This is a genomic window from Allobosea rubneri, from assembly GCF_032464875.1.
Lineage (GTDB): Bacteria > Pseudomonadota > Alphaproteobacteria > Rhizobiales > Beijerinckiaceae > Allobosea > Allobosea rubneri.
Map to the genome: position 1 here is coordinate 150,734 of NZ_JAWDID010000004.1, position 20,881 is coordinate 171,614.

The window sequence follows — 20,881 nt, forward strand, 5'->3', positions numbered from 1 at the left end:
ACCAGCAGGGACGCGATGGCCAAGCCCGCCCAGACGATCATCATCAAGAAGGTCAAGAAGGCCGCTCATGCGCACCATGGCGGGGCCTGGAAGATCGCCTATGCGGACTTCGTGACCGCCATGATGGCGTTTTTTCTGCTGATGTGGCTGATCAGCATGACGACGCAGGAGCAGAAGGTCGGCCTGGCTGAATACTTCGCGCCGGGGGCCGTGAGTGCCAGCACCAGCGGCGCTGGCGGCGTCCTGATGGGCACCGCCCTGGACACGTCAGGCAACAAGTCGTCGGCGCCCCGCGAGACGGCGAGCGGCATCACCGGGCAGGAGGACGGCGCCCGCCGGGCCAGCTCGGGCCGCGCCAGCGACCGCGAGGTCAACCGCCCGGCCACCGGCGCGCAGGCCCAGCACAGCGCAGCGGCCAGCCTCCGGCAGGCGTTCCAGAACATGCCCGAAATGGCCGAGCTGTCGCGCAACATCGTGATCGAGCCGACCAAGGAGGGCTTGAACGTTTCCCTCGTGGACGAGGAAGGCCGCTCCATGTTCCCTCAGGGCTCGGTCGACCCCTATGATCGCACCCGTCGCGTGCTGGAAGGGCTCGCGCCCACCCTGCGCCGGCTGCCCAACCAACTGTCTGTCACGGGCCACACGGCCGCCGCGCGCCCGGGCTCGGTGCGAGGCGTCGATTCCTGGAGCCTCAGCGCCGGGCGTGCGCTCGCCGTGCGCAAGATCCTGTCGGGTGCCGGGATCCCCAACGACCGCTTCACGTCGGTGGCGGGACGCGCCGACACCGAGCCGGTCTTCCCCGACAATCCCTACATCGCGCCGAACCAACGGGTGACGATCACGCTGCTCGGCGCGGAGCCGGCGCTGCCCCCGAACGTCCTTCGCTGACGACAAGGCGCCGCGCGCGCTCAAGCCCGAGGAGCCGTTGCCCAGCGGCGCAGCCCTGCTCGGCCGGCGTGCCCTCTCGTCCAGATTCTCCATCTCGATCTGCAGCTGCTGAAGCAGAACCCGCAGGCGCATGAGCTCCCGCAGCCGCACCGGCCTGGGCGCAGCTCAGAGCTGGCGTAGGCCGATATGCTCGATCAGGGGGACGAGTTCGTCGCGCGCCGCGACGCGGTGGGCGCGGGCGAGCCGGTGCGCCGCCTCGGCGTCGCCGGCCCTCACCGCCTCCCCAATCAGGCGGTGCGCCTGCGCCGAGCCCGCCGGCCGCGCCCGCAGCTTCAGGGTCAGCATGCGGGCGCGATGGGCCTGGTCGGTCACGGTCTGGGCGATGCGGCGCAGGCGGCCATTGCCGCAGCGCTCGACCAGCAGGCGATGGAACGCTTCGTCAGCCTCGGCCCAGCCGGCGAGGTCGTCCGCCGCCAGCGCCCGCTCCATCGCCGCCGTCGCGGCCTCGAGCTCGTCTGCCACGGCTGCCCGGTCGCTGTCCGGAAGCGCGGCCAGCAGTTCCGCGGCCATCGATTCGACCGCGATGACGACTTCGTAGATCTCCCGGATATCCTGCGGCGCCAGCGGGCAGATCAGGACGCCGCGCTTCGGCAGTACCCTGACCAGCCCGTCTTCCTGCAGGCGGATGATCGCCTCGTGTACCGGGGTCCGGCTCATGCCGAGACGGACCGCGATCTCCTGCTCCGAGCCCTGATAGCCCGGCGCGAAGACGGTATCGCGAATCGCCTGCTTCAGCGCGGCATAGGCCTCGTCGACCAGCGAACCGCGCCTGGCCCCGTCCCCTGAGATCTCCGCCCGCGCAAGCTCGGCCATCGCCACCTCCAGCACCGATTGAGCATGGGGGACTACTTCCATGCAAGCAAGAATGGAAGCTTGACAACCCAGCCGGGAGCGGAAACGTTGCAAGCATGCAAACTTCCATGGAACACAAATGGGAGAGCAGTCGAGGCGCCGCAAAACGGCGCCGGCACAGGGAGAGACGCAATGAAGCGAATGCTGTTAGCGCTGGCGCTCGGGCTGGCCGCGACGACGTCGGCGACGGCGCAGACCGGCTATCCGACCCGCTCGATCACCATGGTCGTGCCCTTTGCGGCCGGTGGCACCACCGACATCGTCGCCCGGATGATGGCGGACCATATGAGCCGCACGCTTGGCCAGTCGATCGTGGTCGAGAATGTCGCCGGCGCCGGCGGCACCACCGGCGCGACCCGCGTCGCCAAGGCAACACCCGACGGCTACACGCTGCTGATGGGCAATCTCGGTACCCAGGCTGCCAGCGTCGGGCTCTATCCCAAGCTAGCCTATGATCCGCGCACCGATTTCGAGCCGATCATGAACTCGGCCTCGACGCCGATGCTGGTGGTCGCCAAGAAGGATCTGCCGGTCAAGGATTTCCGCGAGTTCGTCGCCTATCTCAAGGAGAACGCCGCGAAGATGAACTACGGTTCGGGTGGCGTCGGCTCGACCTCGCATTTGACCTGCCTCTTCCTCGACTCGCTGCTCGGCACCAAGCCCTCGCACGTCCCCTTCCGCGGCTCCGGCCCGGCGCTGAACGCGCTGCTCGGCGGCCAGGTCGACTATGTCTGCGACCAGACCGTCGCCATCGTCCCCACCGTGCAGGCGAAGGAGGGCAAGGGCCTCGTCGTCGCGGTCAAGGATCGTCTCGCAGTCATCCCCGACGTGCCGACTGCTGCCGAACAGGGCCTGCCGCAGTTCCAGGCCACCGGCTGGAACGCAATGTTCGCGCCCAGGGGCACGCCGAAGGAGATCGTCGACCGGCTCAACACCGCCGCTCGCGCCGCCCTCAACGACCCGACGACGCGCAAGCGCTTCCTCGATCTCGGCGCCGAACTGCCGGACGAGGCTGGCCAGACGCCTGCCGCGCTCGGCGAGCTCGTGCGCAGCGAAGTCGAGAAATGGGTGCCGGTCATCCGCAACGCCGGCGTGACCGCACAGTAATCACCAGGGCGGCGCCAGCATCCGGCGCCGCCTCACCACCACCGCAGCACCAGAGCATCGGACGAAGAGCATGCGCACGCACAGGATCGCCGCCATCGGAGGGGACGGCATCGGCCCCGAGGTCATCGCCGCGGGGCTCCAGGCCCTCGAGGTCTGCGCCGAGCGCGATGGCGGCTTCAGCCTCGATGTCCAATCCTTCGACTGGGGCTCGGACTACTACCGCAAGCATGGCGTGATGATGCCGGCCGGCGGCGCCGACCAGCTGCGCGCCTTCGATGCGATCTATTTCGGCGCGGTCGGCGCCCCCGACATTCCCGACCACCTGACGCTCTGGGGGCTCAGGCTCGCCATCTGCCAACCTCTCGACCAGTACGCCAATGTCCGCCCGACCCGGATCCTGCCCGGCATCGTCAGCCCGCTGCGCCATGTCTCCGGCCCGGAGCTCGACTGGGTGATCGTGCGCGAGAACTCGGAAGGCGAATATGCCGGCGTCGGCGGGCGCGTGCATAAGGGCCTGCCCGAGGAGGTCGCGACCGATGTCTCGATGTTCACCCGTGCCGGCGTCACCCGGATCATCCGCTACGCCTTCGAGATCGCGCGCTCGCGGCCGCGCAAGCTCCTGACCGTCGTCACCAAGTCGAACGCCCAGCGCCACGGCATGGTGATGTGGGACGAGATCGCCGCCGAGGTCGCGGCAGGCTTCCCGGATGTGACCTGGGACAAGATGCTGGTCGACGCCATGACCATGCGGATGACGCTGAAGCCGGAGACGCTCGACACCATCGTCGCAACCAATCTCCACGCCGACATACTGTCGGACCTCGCCGCGGCGCTGGCCGGCTCGCTCGGCATCGCGCCGACGGCCAATCTGAACCCCGAGCGCAAGACGCCCTCCATGTTCGAGCCGATCCACGGCTCGGCCTTCGACATTACCGGCAAGGGCATCGCCAACCCGGTCGCGACCTTCTGGACAGGGGCGATGATGCTCGAACATCTCGGCGAGAAGGCCGCCGCCGCCCGGCTGATGCGCGCCGTCGAGCGCGTCACCGCCGATCCCGCCCTGCACACGCCCGATCTCGGCGGCAGCGCCACGACGGCGCAGGTGACACAGGCCGTCTGCGAGGCCCTGCGGGGGGGACAACATCTGAACCTGTTTCCGGAGACTCTTCGGTCCTGGTCCTGAGGAACCGCGCAGCGGCGTCTCGATGGACGCTTCAGGAAGCTCTGGAAGCAACCGGAGCTTCCCTCGAAACGTGCTTCTGCCGCGCACTCCTCAGGACGAGGGCTGATTGGAATACGCTGCCACCTCAGGCGCAGAGGCCGCTCAAGTGACCTTCAGCCAGTCGCCTCCACCCGAACGGTCAAATTGACTCTTTCTCCGGCACAAGAATACAAATCACGCTCCAATGCGGGAGCGTCAAATGCCGCGACTGTGGGAACCCTACAAGATCAGATCCGGCGATACGCTTTGGGAAATCGCCAAAGAGAAGCTCGGCTCGGGAACGCAATGGCCGAGGATCTACGCTTTCAACAATTCACGGGAGGCCCTGAAGGCAGGCGCCAAGCGCATTTCGAACCCGGATACGATCAAGGCCGGCGACACGATCTTGATACCGAACCTGAACGAATGTCAGAAGAAGATTCCGACGAAGAAAGAAACTAGTCGACCGCCGTCACTCAAGGCCGAAATCAAGTCGACCAAGGTTCCGTTTTCGGTCCAGCATCAGCTGGATCTTCAACCGCCTATCGTCCTCAACTTTATAACCTTCATCGCCACGATCAAGCTGAGCGGTTCGGTCGTCATCACGCTCGGCCGCCCCGTTCCGCTGACCTATGTGACGGACAAATCGATCGAAGCCAGCGCCCAGAAGGAGGTGAACGCCGTCTACGCGAAGCTGATCTCGGAGTCCTCGGTGAACTATAAGCCGAGCGGAGAGGTGAGCTTCTCCAACCGGATGATCGTCGAATCCAAGGGCATCGGCGCGCCGAAGACAGCCTTCGCCGTCGAGGTTGGCTCGGCAAGGCCCGTGCCCATCCTGAAGGCGGAGATCATCTATCCCGAATTGCGCGGCAAGATCGGAAACGACGCGTTCTGCACGACCGAGGTCAAGATCACGATCGAGATCGAACCCGTGCTTCAGCCGCCACGTCTCTCACCGGTCAGGGTCCACCAAACACGCCCCGTCCCGGCCAGCACCCGGCAGAATATCGACTGGGCGCGCCTCGCCGCCGACGCCCGCCCTGCGACCCAGGCGGTTGCCGCCGTCGTCACGGTCGGCTTCGTCGCCTGGTGTTTCGTCACCTATGGAGCGGGAGCGGCGACCGCGCCTGCCTACACCGGCGCGATGGCCGGATTGCTGCTGGCCGGCGTCCAGTGAATCCGGACCGCGGCCATCGCTCGCCCGAGACGGGTCCTGCGACCTGAAAGGCCGCGACCGAACCGCACGGGAAAGTCATCGACGCCGCGCCGGCCATGACATCGGCGCCATAATCGTCTAAGGCGGCCCTCTCCCACCGCCCCTTCCCCGGCCGATGCTGTTCAACTCCTTCGTCTTCCTGCTCGGCTTCCTGCCGCTCGCCCTCGCCCTGCACGGGCTGGTCGAGCGCTTCGCACCGACCTGGCGGCTGCCGGTCCTGGCCGGGTTGTCCTTCGTCTTCTACGGCTATTGGGACTGGCGCTTCGTTCCCCTGCTCGGCTTCTCGATCCTGCTCAACTGGCTGATCGCCGAAGCCTTCCAGAAGACCAGGGTCGGCGGCCTGATCACGCTCGCGATCGTCCTCAACCTCGCCGTCCTGGCGCTGTTCAAGTACTTCAACTTCTTCGCGGATCTCGCCGGCATGATCCCGGGACTGCCGGCGCCGAAGCTCGATCTCGCATTGCCGCTCGGCATCTCCTTCTTCACCTTCCATCATGTGATGTACCTGACCGATCTGCGCCGAGGCGAAGCTCCGCGCTATGATCTGGTGCGCTACGCGCTCTACATCGCCTTCTTCCCGCAGGTGCTGGCCGGCCCGCTCGTGCGCTGGCGCGAAATCATGCACCAGTTCGACGAGCGCCCCTATCTGCGCTCCGACGCCGCCGAGCGCATCGCCCGCGGCCTGATCCTGCTCACCATCGGCCTCGCCAAGAAGGTCCTGCTTGGCGATCCCCTCGCCGAGTACGTCAACCCGGTCTTCGCGGCGGCGGCGCAGGGCCAGGCGATCGGCCCCGGCGAGGCCTGGCAGGCGACGCTCGCCTTCACCTTCCAAATCTATTTCGATTTCTCCGGCTACACCGACATGGCGCTCGGCCTCGCGCTGCTCTTCGGAATCGTGCTGCCGCAGAACTTCGACACGCCTTACCGCTCCATCAGCCTGCAGGACTTCTGGCGTCGTTGGCACATGACGCTGTCGCGTTTCCTGCGCGACTATCTCTACATTCCGCTCGGCGGCTCCCGCCATGGCCTGCCCCTGCAGCTCTGGGCGCTGTTCGCCACCATGGCGCTCGGCGGCCTCTGGCATGGCGCCGGCCTCAACTTCGTCGCCTGGGGCGCGGCCCATGGCGTGGTGCTCGCCATCGGCGTCCTCTGGCGCCGTGCCGGGCTGCCGATGCCGCAACTCCTCGGCTGGGCCCTCACCTTCCTCTTTGTCGCCTTCTCCTGGGTGCTGTTTCGCGCCACCTCCTTCGATGCCGCGCTCGCCATCTACAAGGGGCTGCTCGGCCTGAACCCCGCCGGAGCCGGCTTCAAGTGGCGGGCGCTGCTGCCGGCCGCCGCCGTCGCGATTATCGGGCCGACAGCCTGGGCCATGGCCTGGAAGCTGCCGCCGGCCCGCTGGCTCGCAGTCGTGACCGCGATCCTGTTCGTGCTCGTTCTGTTCAAGATCGGCGACGACGCGAATTTCGAGTTCATCTACTTCCAGTTCTGAGGCGGACCGGCACCGCCTCCCCGCTCCGATCGATTGCCGCGCTGCCCGCAAGGAGAATCGCGAGCCGGGCAACGAACCCGCCCCGGCCACCACAGACTGGGGATAGCGCGGCCGTCCGGGGCCGAAATCACGGCCGAATCCGCTTATTTTCGCTGAAATTACCGTTACTTGGGCGAGAGATCACGGCTACGCGAAAGCAGATTGTTACGGCGGGGACCAATCGCTATAAGGGCGCCAAATCGGCGGCCCCCACGGCAATGCCGGCGGGGGTCATCGAGCAGCGTGAATTGAGAAAGCCTGCACATGTCGAAGCAGACCACCCTCGATCCCGACTACAAGCCGTCAGAAAAAGAACCGTTCATGAACGAACGGCAGCGTGAGTATTTCCGCAGCAAGCTGCTGGCCTGGAAAGAGGAGATCCTGAAGGAGGCCAAGGAAACCCTGGTCACCCTGCAGAGCGAGAGCGAGAACCACCCCGACATCGCCGATCGCGCCTCGTCCGAAACGGACCGCGCCATCGAGCTCCGGGCCCGCGACCGCCAGCGCAAGCTGATCTCCAAGATAGAGTCCGCCATCGCCCGCATCGACGATGGCACCTATGGCTTCTGCGAGGATACCGGCGAGCCGATCTCGTTGAAGCGTCTGGAAGCCCGGCCGATCGCGACGCTTTCGCTCGAAGCCCAGGAACGCCACGAGCGCAACGAACGCGTCTTCCGCGACGATTGAGACGCGGCAGCAGCACCACTCTCCAATAAGAAGGCCCCGCAGTTGCGCTGCGGGGCCTTTTTTTGCATTCGGCACGAGGGCCTTCCGGCCTGCGGCCACCGCTGAGCGCGGCGGCCGGGCCTGGCTTCTCGATCAGGCGACGTCGAAGCGGTCGAGGTTCATCACCTTGGTCCAGGCGGCGACGAAGTCCTTCACGAACTTCTCCTTGGCGTCGGCGCTGGCATAGACCTCGGCGAGCGCGCGCAGGATCGAGTTCGAGCCGAAGACGAGGTCGACGCGGGTGCCGGTCCATTTGGCGGCGCCGGTCTTGCGGTCGGTGCCCTCGAACACGTCCTTGGCCTCGGAGATCGCCTTCCACTGCGTGCCCATGTCGAGCAGGTTGACGAAGAAGTCGTTCGTCAGCGCGCCCGGCCGGTTGGTCAGGATGCCGTGCTTGGAGCCATCGGCATTGATGTCGATGACGCGCAGGCCGCCGATCAGCACCGTCAGCTCCGGAGCGGTCAGGGTCAGCAACTGGGCGCGGTCGATCAGCGCCACCTCGGCCGGCACCTTGGCCCCGGCCTTCTGGTAGTTGCGGAAGCCGTCCAGCACCGGCTCCATCACCGCGAAGGAATGGACCTCGGTCTGCTCCTGCTTCGCGTCGGTGCGGCCCGCGGTGAACGGGACGCTCACGTCATGGCCGGCGGCCTTCGCTGCCTGCTCGACGCCGACATTGCCGGCCAGCACGATCAGGTCGGCCAGCGAGACCTTCTGGTCGCCATCGGCCTCCTTGTTGAACTGGCGGCGGATGCCGTCGAGCACCTCGATCACCCGGGCGAGTTGGGCCGGCTGGTTGACCTCCCAATCCTTCTGGGGCGCGAGGCGGACACGGGCGCCATTGGCGCCGCCGCGCTTGTCGCCGCTGCGGAAGGTCGCGGCCGAGGCCCAGGCGGTGCCGACCAGCTCGGAGACGGAAAGGCCGGAAGCCTTGATCTTCTCCTTGAGCGTGGCGACGTCGGCGGCGTTGACCAGCGGGTGGTCGGCGGCCGGCAGCACGTCCTGCCAGATCAGCTCTTCCTTCGGGACTTCCGGGCCGAGATAGCGCGAGCGCGGCCCGAGATCGCGATGGGTCAGCTTGAACCAGGCGCGGGCGAAGGCCTCGGCGAAGGCCTGCGGGTTCTCGAGGAAGCGGCGCGAGATCTTCTCATAGGCCGGGTCCAGGCGCAGCGACAGGTCGGTCGTCAGCATGGTCGGCTTGTGCTTCTTCGACGGGTCGTGGGCGTCGGGGATGACGGCCTCGGCGTCCTTCGCCTCCCACTGGATCGCGCCGCCCGGGCTGCGCGTCTGCACCCATTCGTACTTGAACAGGTTCTCGAAGAAGAAGTTGCTCCACTGCGCCGGCGTCTGCGTCCAGGTGACCTCGATGCCGCTGCCGACCGCGTCGGCGCCGTGGCCGGTGCCGAAATTGCTGGCCCAGCCGAGGCCCTGGGCCTCCAGCTCGGCGCCTTCCGGATCCGGACCCTTATGCGACTCGGGCGCCGCGCCATGGGTCTTGCCGAAGGTGTGGCCGCCGCCGATCAGCGCGACGGTCTCCTCGTCGTTCATCGCCATGCGGGCGAATGTCTCGCGGATGAAATGCGCCGCCGAGATCGGATCGCCATTGGCGCCCGGCCCTTCCGGATTGACGTAGATCAGGCCCATTTCCGTCGCGCTCAGCGGCGCGTCGAATTTGTCGAGCGGACGATGGGTCAGCCACGCCGTTTCGGCGCCCCAGTTGACGTCGTGATCGGGCTCCCAGGTGTCCTCGCGGCCGCCGGCGAAGCCGAAGGTGCGGAAGCCCATCGTCTCCAGCGCGACATTGCCGGTCAGGATCATCAGGTCGGCCCAGGAGATCTGCTGGCCGTATTTCTGCTTGATCGGCCAGAGCAGGCGGCGCGACTTGTCGATGTTGACATTGTCCGGCCAGCTGTTGAGCGGGGCGAAGCGCTGCTGGCCCCGGCCGCCGCCGCCACGGCCGTCGGCGAGGCGATAGGTGCCGGCCGCGTGCCAGGACATGCGCACGAATTGCGGGCCGTAATGCCCGAAATCCGCGGGCCACCAGTCCTGCGAGTCGGTCATCAGCTTGCGCAGGTCGTTCTTCAGCGCCTCATAGTCGAGCTTCTTGAACGCCTCGCGGTAATTGAAGGCCTGGTCCAGCGGGTCGGACTTGGCCGAATGCTGGTTCAGGAGGTCGACAGGCAGCTGGCTCGGCCACCAGTCGCGGTTCTGACGGGCGCCGCCACCGTGGGCGACGGGGCACTTGCCCGTGCTGTCCTCAGTCTTCGCGTTCATCTCTCTCTCCGAGCTTGCAGGGCTGGCTGCTGGATTGCGTCTTAGCAAAGCCATTTCATTATTTTAATTTCGATTTTCTGATTGCGACGATAAGTTGCAATTATGACAAATCTGACTTTCAAGCAGCTCCGCTATCTCGAAGCCCTGGCGCGTCACAGCCATTTCGGCCGGGCTGCGGAGGCCTGCGCGATCTCGCAGCCGGCCTTGTCGCAGCAGATCAAGGCGCTGGAGCAGGAGCTGGGCGCCGATCTGTTCGAGAGGGACAGGCGCCAGGTGCGGCTGACCAGCTTCGGGGAGGAGATCGCGACCCGGGCCAGGGATATCCTGCGTGCGCTCGACGAGCTGGAAGGCTATGCGCATGCCTCGCGGGATGGGCAGGTCACGCGCCTGCGCATCGGGGTGATCCCGACGGTGGCGCCCTATCTGCTGCCGAGCCTGATCGGCGACCTCACCAGGCTGCATGGCGGGCTCGACCTCAATGTGCGCGAGACGCTGACGCCGAAACTGGTCCAGGAGCTGAATGAGGGCCGGCTGGACATGGCGATCCTCGCCCTGCCCGTCTCCGAACCCTCGCTGACCGAGGTCGCGCTGTTCACCGAGCGCTTCGTCCTGGTGCGGCCGCGCGAGGACGAAGGCAAACCCGCCCCGGATCGCGAGGCCCTGAGCGAGATGCGGCTGCTCTTGCTGGAAGAGGGACACTGCTTTCGCGAGCAGGCGCTTTCCTTCTGCAATGCGAAGCCGCGTGCGGTCGCCTCGCGCGACCTTCTGGATGCCAGCTCCCTCTCGACGCTGGTGCAGATGGTCGATGCCGGCCTCGGGATCACGCTGATTCCGGAAATGGCGGTTGCGGTCGAGACGCGCTCGGCCTCGGTCTCGGTCACCCATTTCACGACGCAGGAACCGTCGCGGACCATCGGCATGGTCTGGCGCAAGACCAGCCCGCTGGCTCGGCAGCTCATCGAGATCTCGGATATGGTCCGCCAGTCGGCCGGCCCGCTGCGGCAGGCGCGCGGAACCTCTGCTTCCAACAGCGACATCGAGGCGTGAGGCGACGCCTCGCCGGACCCTTGACCTGCGACCGCCGGCGCAAGCAGGCACGCACATGCCCCCGTGGCGATTGAATCCGCGCGCCTGCGCTCCCAAGTGAGCCCGGCTATCCCGCCACAAGAACGGTCCCGATGAAGCAGCCTGATCGCAAACGCGCCCTTGTTCTGCGCAACCCGAAGGCGCGGCGCGGGCAGGAATCGCTCGACGGTCCCTTTCGGCAACTGGAGCACGCCGGGATCGACGTCACGATCGAGACCTTCGAGGCCCTGCCCGAGATCGCGCGCGACATCGTGCGGCTGCGCAGCATCGCCGACCTGATCGTCATCTGCGGCGGAGACGGCTCGATCTCCTCCGGCGCGATGGCCGTGATGGAAAGCGGCCTGCCGCTCGGCATCATGCCGATGGGGACGGCGAACGACCTCGCGCGGACCCTCGCGATCCCGATGGATCTGACCGCCGCGGCCCGGGTGATCGCCGCGGGGCAGACGCGCCGCATCGACATGGGCACGGTCAACGGCCACGCCTTCTTCAACGTCGCCAGCATCGGCCTGAGCAGCGAGCTCGCGCAGGGGCTCGATCCGACGCTGAAGAAGCGCTTCGGGCGCCTGGGCTATGCGCTTGCTGCCACGAAGGTGCTGACGAAGGCCTCGCGCTTTCACGCCACGATCACGGAGAAGGGCCGGACGACCGAGGTCGACACCTTCCAGATCGCGATCGGCAACGGCAGGCATTATGGCGGCGGAAACATCGTTCGGGACGACGCCGAGATCGATGACGGCCATCTCGATCTCTACAGCCTCGAACTCAAGAACCTCTGGAAGCTGGCGCTGATGCTGCGGTCGTTCAGGTCCGGCACGCACGGAGCCTGGCAGGAAGTGCGCACCGCGCGCTGCGTCGAGTTCGACATCCTGACCAAGCGGCCGATGCCGGTGAACACCGATGGCGAGATCGTCACGGCGACGCCCGCCCATTTCAAGGTCCATCCCCAGGCCGTCGCGATCTTCGCGCCCGAGCCCGATCCTCGCGCGCAACCAATTCCGATGCCCCTGTTCCACAGATGAGCCCGGCTAAAGCGAGCTGACCGCGAAAGGCGTGGCCATCCGTGCTGGCCCGCCGGGTCGGCCGTCGGGCAATGCGTCGATGTCAGCGATCGGCGGGGGACGGCATGAACGGGATTGTGCCGCCGAGCTTCCGCTACCGACCCAACTGAGACATTCGTCACATCAGGCGGCTTGTCGTGTCCTTGCGAACAAGAGTTTCAACGATCGAACGAGCGGCGGATTGTGATGTCGTCTCAGGGCCGATCAGATCGACCGCCCGAGGCCCGTCGGGCGGCCAAGCCTCGCCAGCCTGCCGAGCGCCCGCACCATGCCAGTGATCGGCGTGACGAAATCGGGACACCGCTGCGCCGCAACGAGGGATGGCGGTTCCGTCGGATTGGCGAGGCGGTCGCCGTATTGGTCCGCAGCAGCCGTGCGACGCTAGCAGGTCACGCCACGAGCGCACCTGCTGGCGCTACGTCGGGCGGGAGTTCTGAGGCAAGCACCATTCGCGGTCCGGCGCATACCCGGCCCGCATGCTTCGCGGACCTGCATGACAATCCCGTCCGGCTGTTGGAGTGGGGCCAGCGGCATGGCCTGCGCCGATGACGTCAAGACGAATGCGAAGGCAACGGCGAACAACTTGATCATTGTTACTCTCCTGTTGAAGTCGCCGAAAACAAAGTAGTTATTCTTGGGCGCGCATCAGCCCACATCAGGGCTCGGAGGTGCTTGATCCAGCCCGATGAGCATAGTCCTCCGCGTCGGGTTGTACAAACGGCGTACTGGCTGGAAAAGCCTCGCTCTATGCCCTGCGCCCGGATCGAACCGGTCAGAGGCAAGATCTCAAGAGTGCCAGCGAGGCAAGCAAGTACGAGCAGCTGATGGGGTCGACGACCTCTTTCACGTACGTCCGCTTTCGGGCGGAAGTCAGACGACCGCTATTCGTGCGCCCCCGCCAGGTTGTCCTTGTTTGATGAACGTCGGCTTTCGAGCCGTTGCAGGCACGCTCACGCAGTGCGCTTGTTGACGACTGTGAGCGTGAGGCCCGTCAGCACGAGACCGACGCCGAAGATGAAGAGTGGGCCGAGCTGATCACCGAACATCAGCGCGGAGACCGCAACGCCGACGATCGGCTGGAGATACTGGACGCTCGCAGCCACTCGGGCGGGAAGCGTTCGCAGCAGATAAAGCCAGAGAAACAGGCCGGCCACGGTCACCATCACGCCGAGGTAGAGGGCCGAGCCGATGCTGACCGCCGTCAGGGCAAACGGGGTGTTCAGCGCCTCCCAAACGGCGAATGGCACCAGCGCCAGGAAGCCGAACAAGGTGCTCCATGCCGCGACGACCACGGTCCCATAGCGTTCGGAAAGCTCGACGCTCCAGACATAGTAGAAGGCAATCGTCAGGGTCGAGAGCAGCACCAGGCCTGCGCCAGCCAGGCTGGTTTGGGTTGCAGCCGAACTACCGTCGCCGCGACCGGCGGCGACCAGAGCAATGCCTCCAAACGCGGCAACGATGCCGATGCCCTGGATCAGCGTGACGGGCTGGCGCAGTCGTATGGCTGCGAAGACGACGACGAAGGCGGGAATTGCAGCCGAGATCGTCGTTCCGATCGAGGCGGAGGTCCCAGCCACGCCGAAGCTCTGGGCGACCTGCCCGATGCCGATACCGAGGACGCCAAGCGCGGCGACTCGCGGGAAAGCCCTGAGCGGAAGGCCTTGCCTGCCCGCGACAAGCAGAAACATCAGCGGAACGGCGATCAGGAAGCGCAGCCCGGTCAAGGTGAGAGGCGGGAGCGTCAGCAAGCCGAGCTTGGTGACGGGGATCGAAACGCCCCACATCACCGCAAGAAACAATGCAGCGGCAAAATTTCCGACGGAAACGCCGTTCGGTCCAGCAGTTTGGTTCATGACGCCGCCATGATGAGCAGCGGCGAGCCTTAGATTACGCGCGCTGCCTCGACAACCAGCGTGTCAGCTCGCGGCCCGCCCTAGGCATTCCGCCATCATTTAGGAAAAGCCCCGCGCGGGAGGGCGCGGGGCTTCTGGCCGCCAGCCTTTTAGCTTGGGGAGCGTGGTAGGCGGCCGGGAGGATCGGCGGCTCGGGAGAGACCGCCGGCCGGCGCGGGGCGTGGACGTGGGGAGCGTCGCCGTCGCGCCGGAAACTCGGGTGGTTGTGCTTTTCGCAGGCTCCTTCTCGGAAGACCGGTTGCCACTCGTCCGTGACGGGGTCCTCAGAAGGGCAGCAGGATGTCCATCACCTGCTGGCCGTAGCGCGGCTGCTGCACATCGGTGATCTGGCCGCGGCCGCCGTAGGCGATGCGGGCCTGGGCGATCTTGGTCGACTCGATGGTGTTGTCGGATTCGATGTCCTCGGGCCGGATCACGCCGGCGACGATCAGCTCGCGCACCTCGAAATTGACCCGGATCTCCTGCTTGCCCTCGACCACGAGATTGCCGTTCGGCAGCGTCTGGGTGACGACGGCGGCGACATTGGTGGCGAGCTGCTCGGCGCGGCGCACCGAGCCCGAGCCCTCGCTCGACCCTTCCGAGTCCAGGCTCAGCAGTTCGCCGGCGCTGGAGCCGTTCGGCAGGAACTTGTCGAGCTTATTCTCGAAGCCCATGAGCCGGGCGGCGCCGAAATCCTCACCGTTCTTGCGGCTGCGCTTGGTGGTGTTGTCGAGCTGGGCCCGGTCGGTGACCTTGACCTTGACGGTGACGAGGTCGCCGACCTGCCGGGCGCGCTGGTCCTTGAAGAAGGCGCGCGAGCCGGTCCGCCACAGCGAGTTCGGCGCGTAGGAGGCGTGCTCCATCGCCGGCATCGGCATCTGCACCGGCTTGTAGCCCTTGCTCGCCGTAGGGTCCTCGATCGGCGAGAGCGCGGGAGCCTGGCCGACATTGGCGAGCCGGTCGGCGGCGCCGCAGGCGCCGAGCAGCAGGCCGAGGCCGAGGACGGCGGGGAAGGCGATCGGGTTGTTCCGGGTCATGATCTTGATCCGCACTTTGAAATTCAGGGTTCAGCGCGCCGCGGCGACATGGCCGCCGCCGGGAGGGCTGACATTGATGCGGCCGGGACCGCTCACGGTCCCCTGCAGCACCCGCTTCGAATTGGGGTTTGTGACGGAGATGACGTCGCCCATCGCGCCGGCCTCGTTCGCCCGGCCGCGCAGGCTGATCAGCACGCCGCGCGCCTCGTAGACCAAGGTCACCATCTCGCCGCGACCGACGATCTCCTCGCGCTGCACGTCACTACCGCGCAGCGCGACGCCGGCGAGCAGCGAGCGCTTCGCCACCTTGCCGATGGCCGCCCGCATCTCGCTGAGCTGGTCGTTCGCCCCGACATCCCGCGGGCGCCGCTCGACCATGACGTCGCCGGCCGTGAGCGTCTCGCCACGCGCGATCGGGCGCATCGGCACCACGACGTCGACAGTCTCGACCAGGAGCCCGGAGACCCTGACCGGCTTCAGCCGGGTCGCGGCGCTGCCGGGCACCGCAAGGCGCCCGATCACCCGCCGGGCGCGGGCGTCATAGGTCAGGTCGAGCGCCACCATCTCGCCCGAGAGCTCCGGCTCGACCGCGACCGAAGGCGCGCCGCCGTCGAAGACCAGCGCGAAAGCGCGCGCATCGAAGCCGAAACGCTCGAGCAGCGCCGTCTTCACCGCAGACTCGATGTCCTGCCCGGTGATCCGCCGCGCCGCGCGCGTCACCACGACCTGCGCGAGGCCCTGGCTGTCGAGGTCGAGCGCCTCCCGCAGGATGCCGTTCTTGAGCGCCGCATCGAGAATGCGGGCGACCTGGATCGTGCCGGTCTCGCCCAGAGCCGGGGCGCGGAAGGCCGGCAGAGCGCCGTCCTGCGGCGACAGGCCGGCGATCAGGTCGCCGAAGCTGACGATGTCGCGGGTCAGGGTCAGGTCGGGCCGCAGGCGCGGCTTGCCGGCAACCGACAGCGGGACGCTGGCGGGAGCCGCTGCCTGAGCGGCAGAGCCCTGCCCGGCAGGCTCGGCGTTCGCCAGCTCGACGCCGAATCCGAAGGCCGCGACAAGGAGAATGGAGCGCATCATGGCGGCAGTCCCTCGCTCTAGCGGATGATCTGGGTGGTGGACTGCATCATCTGGTCCGCCGCCGAGATAATCTTGGAGTTCATTTCGTAGGCGCGCTGCGCCGCGATCAGCGAGGAAAGCTCGGTCACCGCCTGGACGTTGCCTTCCTCGAGATAGTTCTGCTGCAGCGTGCCGAAGCCTTCGCCGCCGCCAACACCGTCGATCGCCGGGCCGGAGCCGGCGGTCTCGATGAACAGGTTGTCGCCCAACGATTCCAGGCCGACCTTGTTGACGAAGCGGGCGAGCTGGAGCTGGCCGAGCTGCTGCGGCGCCGTCTGGCCGGGCATCGTCGCCTCGACGGTGCCCTGGGCATTGATGCTGACGCTGGTCGCGTTGTTCGGAATCGTGATGCCGGGCTCGACCTGATAGCCGTCGCGGGTGACGAGCTGGCCCTGCGCGTCGAGGTCGAAGGAGCCGTCGCGCGAATAGGCGGTGCGGCCGTCCGGCATGCGGATGCGGAAGAAGCCCTCGCCGCGGATCGCGACATCGTACTGCTTCTCGGTCGGCGTCATGTTGCCCTGGGTCATCACCCGGCCGGTCGAGACCGTCTTGACGCCCGAGCCGATTGAGATGCCGGCGGGAACCATGGTGTTCTGCTCGGAGGTCGCCGAGCCGGCGCGGCGGTGGTGCTCGTAGAGCAGGTCCTGGAAGTGCACGCGCTGGCGCTTGTAGCCGGTGGTGCGCACGTTCGCGATGTTGTTGGAGATGACCTGGACGTTGAGTTCCTGGGCCATCATGCCGGTGGCGGCGGTGTGAAGGGCGCGCATGGGCTTGTCTCCGTTCCGCGTCAGGCTTGCTGGTCGGCGAGGCGCGAGATCGCCTTGCCGCGCAGTTCGTCGGTCTTGGCGAGCAGGGCCGACATGTTCTGATAGGCGCGCTGGACCTCGACCAGGCGGGTCATCTCGGCGACGGCCTTGACGTTGGAGCGCTCGAACGCCCCGGTCTCGAGACGGGCGAGCGGCCCGGCCGGCTGCGCCGCGGCGGTCGAGGAGAAGACGTTGTCGCCTTCGCTCTGCAGCGCGCGGGGATTGTCGAAGCGCACCTGGCGGATCCTGCCGCGCTGGCCCTGGTCGGAGGAAACGGTGCCGTCGGCGGCGATGCGTGGATTGCTCTCGCTTTCGCCGAAGACGATCGGGCCGCCATCGCCGAGCACAGGCTGGCCGGACTGGGTGACGAGCTGGCCGCGGGCATTGATGTCGAGCGAGCCGGCGCGGGTGTAGCGCTCGCCCTGCGGCGTCTGCACGACGAGGTAGTTGTCGGCCTGGAGCGCGATGTCGAGCGGGTTTCCGGTACGCTCGAGCGCGCCGGTGGAAAGATCGATCGGCGAGCCGCGGTCGATCACATAGGAGAGGCGGCGATCCGCAGACGGGAAAGTGTCCGCGCGGGCGCCGGGCGAGATGAACTCGGCAAAGCGCGCCGAACGGGCCTTGAAGCCGTTCGTTCCGACATTCGCCACGTTGTTGGCGATGACATCGAGCTCCCGCGCCAGAGCCATCTGGCGCGACAGGCCGACAAGAAGCGCGTTTTCCACGGCCCCTGCTCCCGATCTTTCCCGCGATCGCCTCGACGCTCCCCAGCGCGGCAATCGCAGCCAAGAGGTCAGCAACCGCCGTGCCAACATGGTTAACTTCACCCAAGATATTGATATAATTCGAAAATTATGAAATCGGCAGCACGCGGGGCGGCGGCATGAAACGGCCCGTGCGGCAGAAACGACCCGGCAGATTTTGCCTGTCTTAACGAGGCGTTAACCGTAATTCGTCAGGTTGCTCGGAAGGGATCGGCCGCTGCGCGCGCCACCTTCCAAGCAGGCGGGCCGCAATGTCGAAGAAGCCGAAAAAGGGCGAAGAGGAAGGCGAGGCCGGATCCGGAGGCGCCCCGAAGCCCGGCAAGAAGAAGCTCTTCATGATCGTCGGCGCCGTCGCGCTGCTGGCACTCGGCGGCGGTGGCTGGTTCTTCTTCCTGAAGAAACCTTCGGCCGAGCAGATCGCGGCGGCCGAGGCCGCGGCAGCCGCCAAGAAGCCCGTCGCCTTCGTCGAGATGAAGGACATGATGATCGGCATCTCGGCCGGCGGCCAGCAGGACCGACAGCCCATCGTCAAGATCAAGGTCGTGCTCGAAATCGCCGACGCCAAGGCCTCCGAGCAGATCAAGCCGTTGCTGCCGCGGGTCGAAGACGCCTTCCAGGTCTTCATGCGCGAGCTCAGGCCCTCCGACCTCGAAGGTTCGGCCGGCATGTACCGTCTCAAGGAAGAGCTGCTGCGGCGCGTCAACGTCACGGTCCACCCGGCCAAGATCGACGCCGTGCTCTTCAAGGAACTGCTGATCCAGTAGCCCGCCGCCGCGCAACCCACTCCGCCAAGCCCCCCGCAAAGCGACCCCGTACATGGCCTCCGAAGATCTCGACCTCGAAAACGCCGCCAAGGAAAACCTGCCGCTGACCCCGGAAGGCATGGCGGCGGAGTGGGCGGCCATGCCCGACATCGCGCCCGACGAGAGCGAGCCGGAGGCTCATATCGACCGCCTGATGACTCAGGACGAGATCGATACGATGCTCGGCTTCTCGGCCGGCGAGGACGGCAAGGGCGGCCGCAACGGCATCCAGGCGATCGTCGATTCCGGCTCGGTCACCTATGAACGCCTGCCGATGCTCGAAATCATCTTCGAGCGTCTGGTCCGCCTGCTCTCCACCAGCCTGCGCAACCTGTTCAGCGACAATGTCGAGGTCACGCTCGAAGGCATCCGCTCGGTGCGCTTCGGCGACTACATCAACTCGATCTCGCTGCCGGCGATGCTCGCCGTCTTCAAGGCCGAGGAGTGGGACAATTTCGGCCTCGTCACCATCGAGTCCGCCCTCACCTATTCGGTGCTCGACACCATGCTCGGCGGCAAGCGCGGCCAGGCGGCGGCGCGCGTCGACGGCCGGCCCTTCACCTCGATCGAGATGAGCCTGCTGCGGCGCGTGATCGGCGTGGTCCTCGGCGACGCCGAGGCCGCCTTCCGCCCGCTCTCGCCGGTGACCTTCAAGGTCGACCGCATCGAGTCCAATCCGCGCTTCGTCTCGATCTCGCGTCCGGCCAATGCCGCGATCCGGGTCGAGCTGCGCTTCGACATGGAAGGGCGCGGCGGCTCGCTGCACGTGCTCCTGCCCTACGCCACGATCGAGCCGATCCGTGAATTGCTCCTCGAGAGCTTCATGGGTGAGAAGCTCGGGCGCGACCCGATCTGGGAGAACCATCTCGCCACCGAGGTCTGGCAGGCGGACGTCGCGGTCAAATGCGTGCTGCACGAATGCACCATGCCGCTGAAACGGGTGATGAAGCTCGAGATCGGCGACACGCTGATGTTCGACGCCCGCCCGGAATCAGTGGCTTCGCTGCGCTGCGGCGAGTTCATCGTCAGCGAGGGCCGGATCGGCCGTGTCGACGACAAGATCGCCGTCCAGGTCGTCAGCCCGCTGCGCCGTTCCAAGACCACGATGGCGGCCTTCGACACCAGCCATCTCACCCCGACAGCCTGAGCCGGGAGCCAGTCGCCATGACCCTCACCCTGATCGCCGACGCACTGGTCGCCTGCCTGCTCGTCGCCACCATCATCACCTGCTACGTCCTCGCCAAGAGAATCGAACGTCTGAAGGCTGACGAAAGCTCGATGCGACAGACCATCGGCGCGCTGATCGCCGCCACCGACACCGCCGAGCGCGCCATTGCCGGGCTGAAGCTGACGCTCGGCGATTGCGACCGCACGCTTGCCGAGCGCCTGCGCACGGCCGAGCGCTATGCCGCCGACCTCGCCGCCCAGATCGAGGCCGGCCAGGGCGTGATGGACCGCATCACCCAGATCGTCGGCGCCGCCACCCTGGTCGCGCCGAAGGCCGAGCCGCAGCCCGCCGAGAAGCCGGCCATCTCGCGCATGGCGAGCGCCGCCGACGCCGCCGCCGCGATCCGCGCCCGCGCCGCACGCAGGCTCGAAGGCCAGGCTGCGTGATCCAGTCGCCCCGCCTCATTCCAGCGGTCATCCTCGGCGCCATGGGTCTCCTGGCGCTGAAGGTGCTCGCCTGGACGGCGGAGCCTTCTTCCGGTCACATTCCGGCCAGCGCCCCGGCTTTCGCGCAAACGCCCCAAGCGCCCGCGGAGAAGGAGGTCTGGGGCCTGGCCAAGGTCATCGCGCGCGCGCATGCGCCCGACACTTTCCTCGACCCGATGGTCACCGGCACGATCGACCCGCCGACGCCCAAGCTCTCCCCGGAGGAACAGGCCAAGCGTGACGCTGCCGCCGCCGCCAACCCCGGCAACAAGGCCGGCGTGATGAACGGCACGGCGCAGCCGGTCTCGCCGGCGGAACGCGCCCTGCTGGAGCGTCTCGGCCAGCGCCGCGAGGAGATCGAGGCGCGTATGCGAGAGCTCGACATGCGCGAGAAGCTGCTCGACAACGCCGAGAAGAAGCTCGGTGGCCGCGTCGACGACCTCAAGGCACTCGAGGAGAAGGTCGAAGGTCCGAAGAAGAAGGACGCCGAGGAGAACCAGGCAGTCAAGAACCTGGTGATCATGTACGAGACGATGAAGCCGAAGGACGCCGCCCGCGTCTTCGACAGGCTGTCGCTCGAAGTGCTGGTCCCGGTGGTTCAGCAGATGAACCCGCGCAAAATGTCCGACGTGCTCGCTGCGATGTCGCCGGAGGCCGCCGAGCGCCTGACCGTCGCGCTCTCCCTGCGCGGCCGCGTCGCCGGCGCCGAGCGCACGGCGGCGGCAGCGCCCGCCGGCCCGGCCGGCAACGAATTGCCGGCGATCGAACCAGCGCGACGCCGCTGAGCGCCTCGCCTTGCCGAGGGCGGCCCTCGATC

General features: G+C 67.0%; 19 protein-coding genes. 12 read left to right on the plus strand and 7 right to left on the minus strand.

Features of this window, described 5'->3' with window-relative positions; all coding sequences use genetic code 11:
* Positions 1–15: 15 nt before the first annotated feature.
* Positions 16–888 (plus strand): flagellar motor protein MotB, encoded by an 873-nt coding sequence (locus tag RKE40_RS04795; protein ID WP_316017093.1) that lies wholly within the window; start codon positions 16–18, stop codon positions 886–888.
* 165 nt (positions 889–1,053) lie between these two features.
* Here the strand turns inward: RKE40_RS04795 and RKE40_RS04800 are convergent, their stop codons facing one another.
* Positions 1,054–1,761: a GntR family transcriptional regulator gene (locus tag RKE40_RS04800; protein WP_316017094.1), complete on the minus strand. Its 708-nt coding sequence runs from the start codon at positions 1,759–1,761 to the stop codon at positions 1,054–1,056.
* A 171-nt stretch (positions 1,762–1,932) separates the two neighbouring features.
* Between RKE40_RS04800 and RKE40_RS04805 the strand changes: the two genes are divergently transcribed.
* The 5 genes from RKE40_RS04805 to dksA all read left to right on the plus strand — a co-directional run bounded on the left by RKE40_RS04805 (position 1,933) and on the right by dksA (position 7,539).
* Positions 1,933–2,907, plus strand: coding sequence for a tripartite tricarboxylate transporter substrate-binding protein (locus RKE40_RS04805; protein WP_316017095.1), 975 nt, complete (start codon positions 1,933–1,935; stop codon positions 2,905–2,907).
* Positions 2,908–2,977: 70 nt separating this feature from the next.
* Positions 2,978–4,090, plus strand: coding sequence for a tartrate dehydrogenase (locus RKE40_RS04810; protein WP_316017096.1), 1,113 nt, complete (start codon positions 2,978–2,980; stop codon positions 4,088–4,090).
* Between the two features lie 238 nt (positions 4,091–4,328).
* On the plus strand, positions 4,329–5,285 hold the full coding sequence (locus RKE40_RS04815; protein ID WP_316017097.1) for a LysM peptidoglycan-binding domain-containing protein: 957 nt from the start codon (positions 4,329–4,331) through the stop codon (positions 5,283–5,285).
* A gap of 154 nt (positions 5,286–5,439) precedes the next feature.
* Entirely contained in the window at positions 5,440–6,813 is a 1,374-nt protein-coding gene (locus tag RKE40_RS04820) for an MBOAT family O-acyltransferase (protein WP_316017098.1), read from the plus strand.
* Positions 6,814–7,116: 303 nt separating this feature from the next.
* The gene (gene dksA, locus RKE40_RS04825) at positions 7,117–7,539 is read left to right on the plus strand and encodes an RNA polymerase-binding protein DksA (RefSeq protein ID WP_316017099.1); all 423 of its coding nucleotides are present in this window, start codon (positions 7,117–7,119) and stop codon (positions 7,537–7,539) included.
* Between the two features lie 132 nt (positions 7,540–7,671).
* On the opposite strand, the gene katG is transcribed toward dksA, so the two are convergent.
* Entirely contained in the window at positions 7,672–9,849 is a 2,178-nt protein-coding gene (katG, locus tag RKE40_RS04830) for a catalase/peroxidase HPI (protein WP_316017100.1), read from the minus strand.
* A 102-nt stretch (positions 9,850–9,951) separates the two neighbouring features.
* Between katG and RKE40_RS04835 the strand changes: the two genes are divergently transcribed.
* A complete protein-coding gene (locus RKE40_RS04835; RefSeq protein ID WP_316017101.1) occupies positions 9,952–10,896 on the plus strand; it encodes a hydrogen peroxide-inducible genes activator in 945 nt (314 codons plus the stop codon).
* Between the two features lie 131 nt (positions 10,897–11,027).
* A complete protein-coding gene (locus RKE40_RS04840) occupies positions 11,028–11,957 on the plus strand; it encodes a lipid kinase (RefSeq protein WP_316017102.1) in 930 nt (309 codons plus the stop codon).
* 989 nt (positions 11,958–12,946) lie between these two features.
* On the opposite strand, the gene RKE40_RS04845 is transcribed toward RKE40_RS04840, so the two are convergent.
* The 5 genes from RKE40_RS04845 to flgF all read right to left on the minus strand — a co-directional run bounded on the left by RKE40_RS04845 (position 12,947) and on the right by flgF (position 17,569).
* On the minus strand, positions 12,947–13,849 hold the full coding sequence (locus RKE40_RS04845; RefSeq protein WP_316017103.1) for a DMT family transporter: 903 nt from the start codon (positions 13,847–13,849) through the stop codon (positions 12,947–12,949).
* 323 nt (positions 13,850–14,172) lie between these two features.
* Positions 14,173–14,925 (minus strand): flagellar basal body L-ring protein FlgH, encoded by a 753-nt coding sequence (gene flgH, locus RKE40_RS04850; RefSeq protein WP_316017104.1) that lies wholly within the window; start codon positions 14,923–14,925, stop codon positions 14,173–14,175.
* A 30-nt stretch (positions 14,926–14,955) separates the two neighbouring features.
* On the minus strand, positions 14,956–15,999 hold the full coding sequence (gene flgA / locus RKE40_RS04855) for a flagellar basal body P-ring formation chaperone FlgA (protein ID WP_316017105.1): 1,044 nt from the start codon (positions 15,997–15,999) through the stop codon (positions 14,956–14,958).
* Positions 16,000–16,016: 17 nt separating this feature from the next.
* On the minus strand, positions 16,017–16,805 hold the full coding sequence (gene flgG, locus RKE40_RS04860; RefSeq protein ID WP_066472390.1) for a flagellar basal-body rod protein FlgG: 789 nt from the start codon (positions 16,803–16,805) through the stop codon (positions 16,017–16,019).
* Between the two features lie 20 nt (positions 16,806–16,825).
* Positions 16,826–17,569: a flagellar basal-body rod protein FlgF gene (flgF, locus tag RKE40_RS04865; protein WP_316017106.1), complete on the minus strand. Its 744-nt coding sequence runs from the start codon at positions 17,567–17,569 to the stop codon at positions 16,826–16,828.
* Positions 17,570–17,859: 290 nt separating this feature from the next.
* Here flgF and fliL point away from each other — a divergent pair, with 290 nt between their 5' ends.
* From fliL to RKE40_RS04885, 4 genes are read left to right on the plus strand one after another with little or no spacing between them, the layout of a single operon-like run.
* Positions 17,860–18,372: a flagellar basal body-associated protein FliL gene (gene fliL / locus RKE40_RS04870; protein WP_316017107.1), complete on the plus strand. Its 513-nt coding sequence runs from the start codon at positions 17,860–17,862 to the stop codon at positions 18,370–18,372.
* A gap of 52 nt (positions 18,373–18,424) precedes the next feature.
* Positions 18,425–19,558: a flagellar motor switch protein FliM gene (gene fliM, locus RKE40_RS04875; protein ID WP_316017108.1), complete on the plus strand. Its 1,134-nt coding sequence runs from the start codon at positions 18,425–18,427 to the stop codon at positions 19,556–19,558.
* A 17-nt stretch (positions 19,559–19,575) separates the two neighbouring features.
* Entirely contained in the window at positions 19,576–20,025 is a 450-nt protein-coding gene (locus tag RKE40_RS04880; RefSeq protein ID WP_316017109.1) for a DUF6468 domain-containing protein, read from the plus strand.
* On the plus strand, positions 20,022–20,849 hold the full coding sequence (locus RKE40_RS04885; protein WP_316017110.1) for a MotE family protein: 828 nt from the start codon (positions 20,022–20,024) through the stop codon (positions 20,847–20,849). Before RKE40_RS04880 ends, RKE40_RS04885 begins: the two co-directional genes overlap by 4 nt.
* Positions 20,850–20,881: the final 32 nt, after the last annotated feature.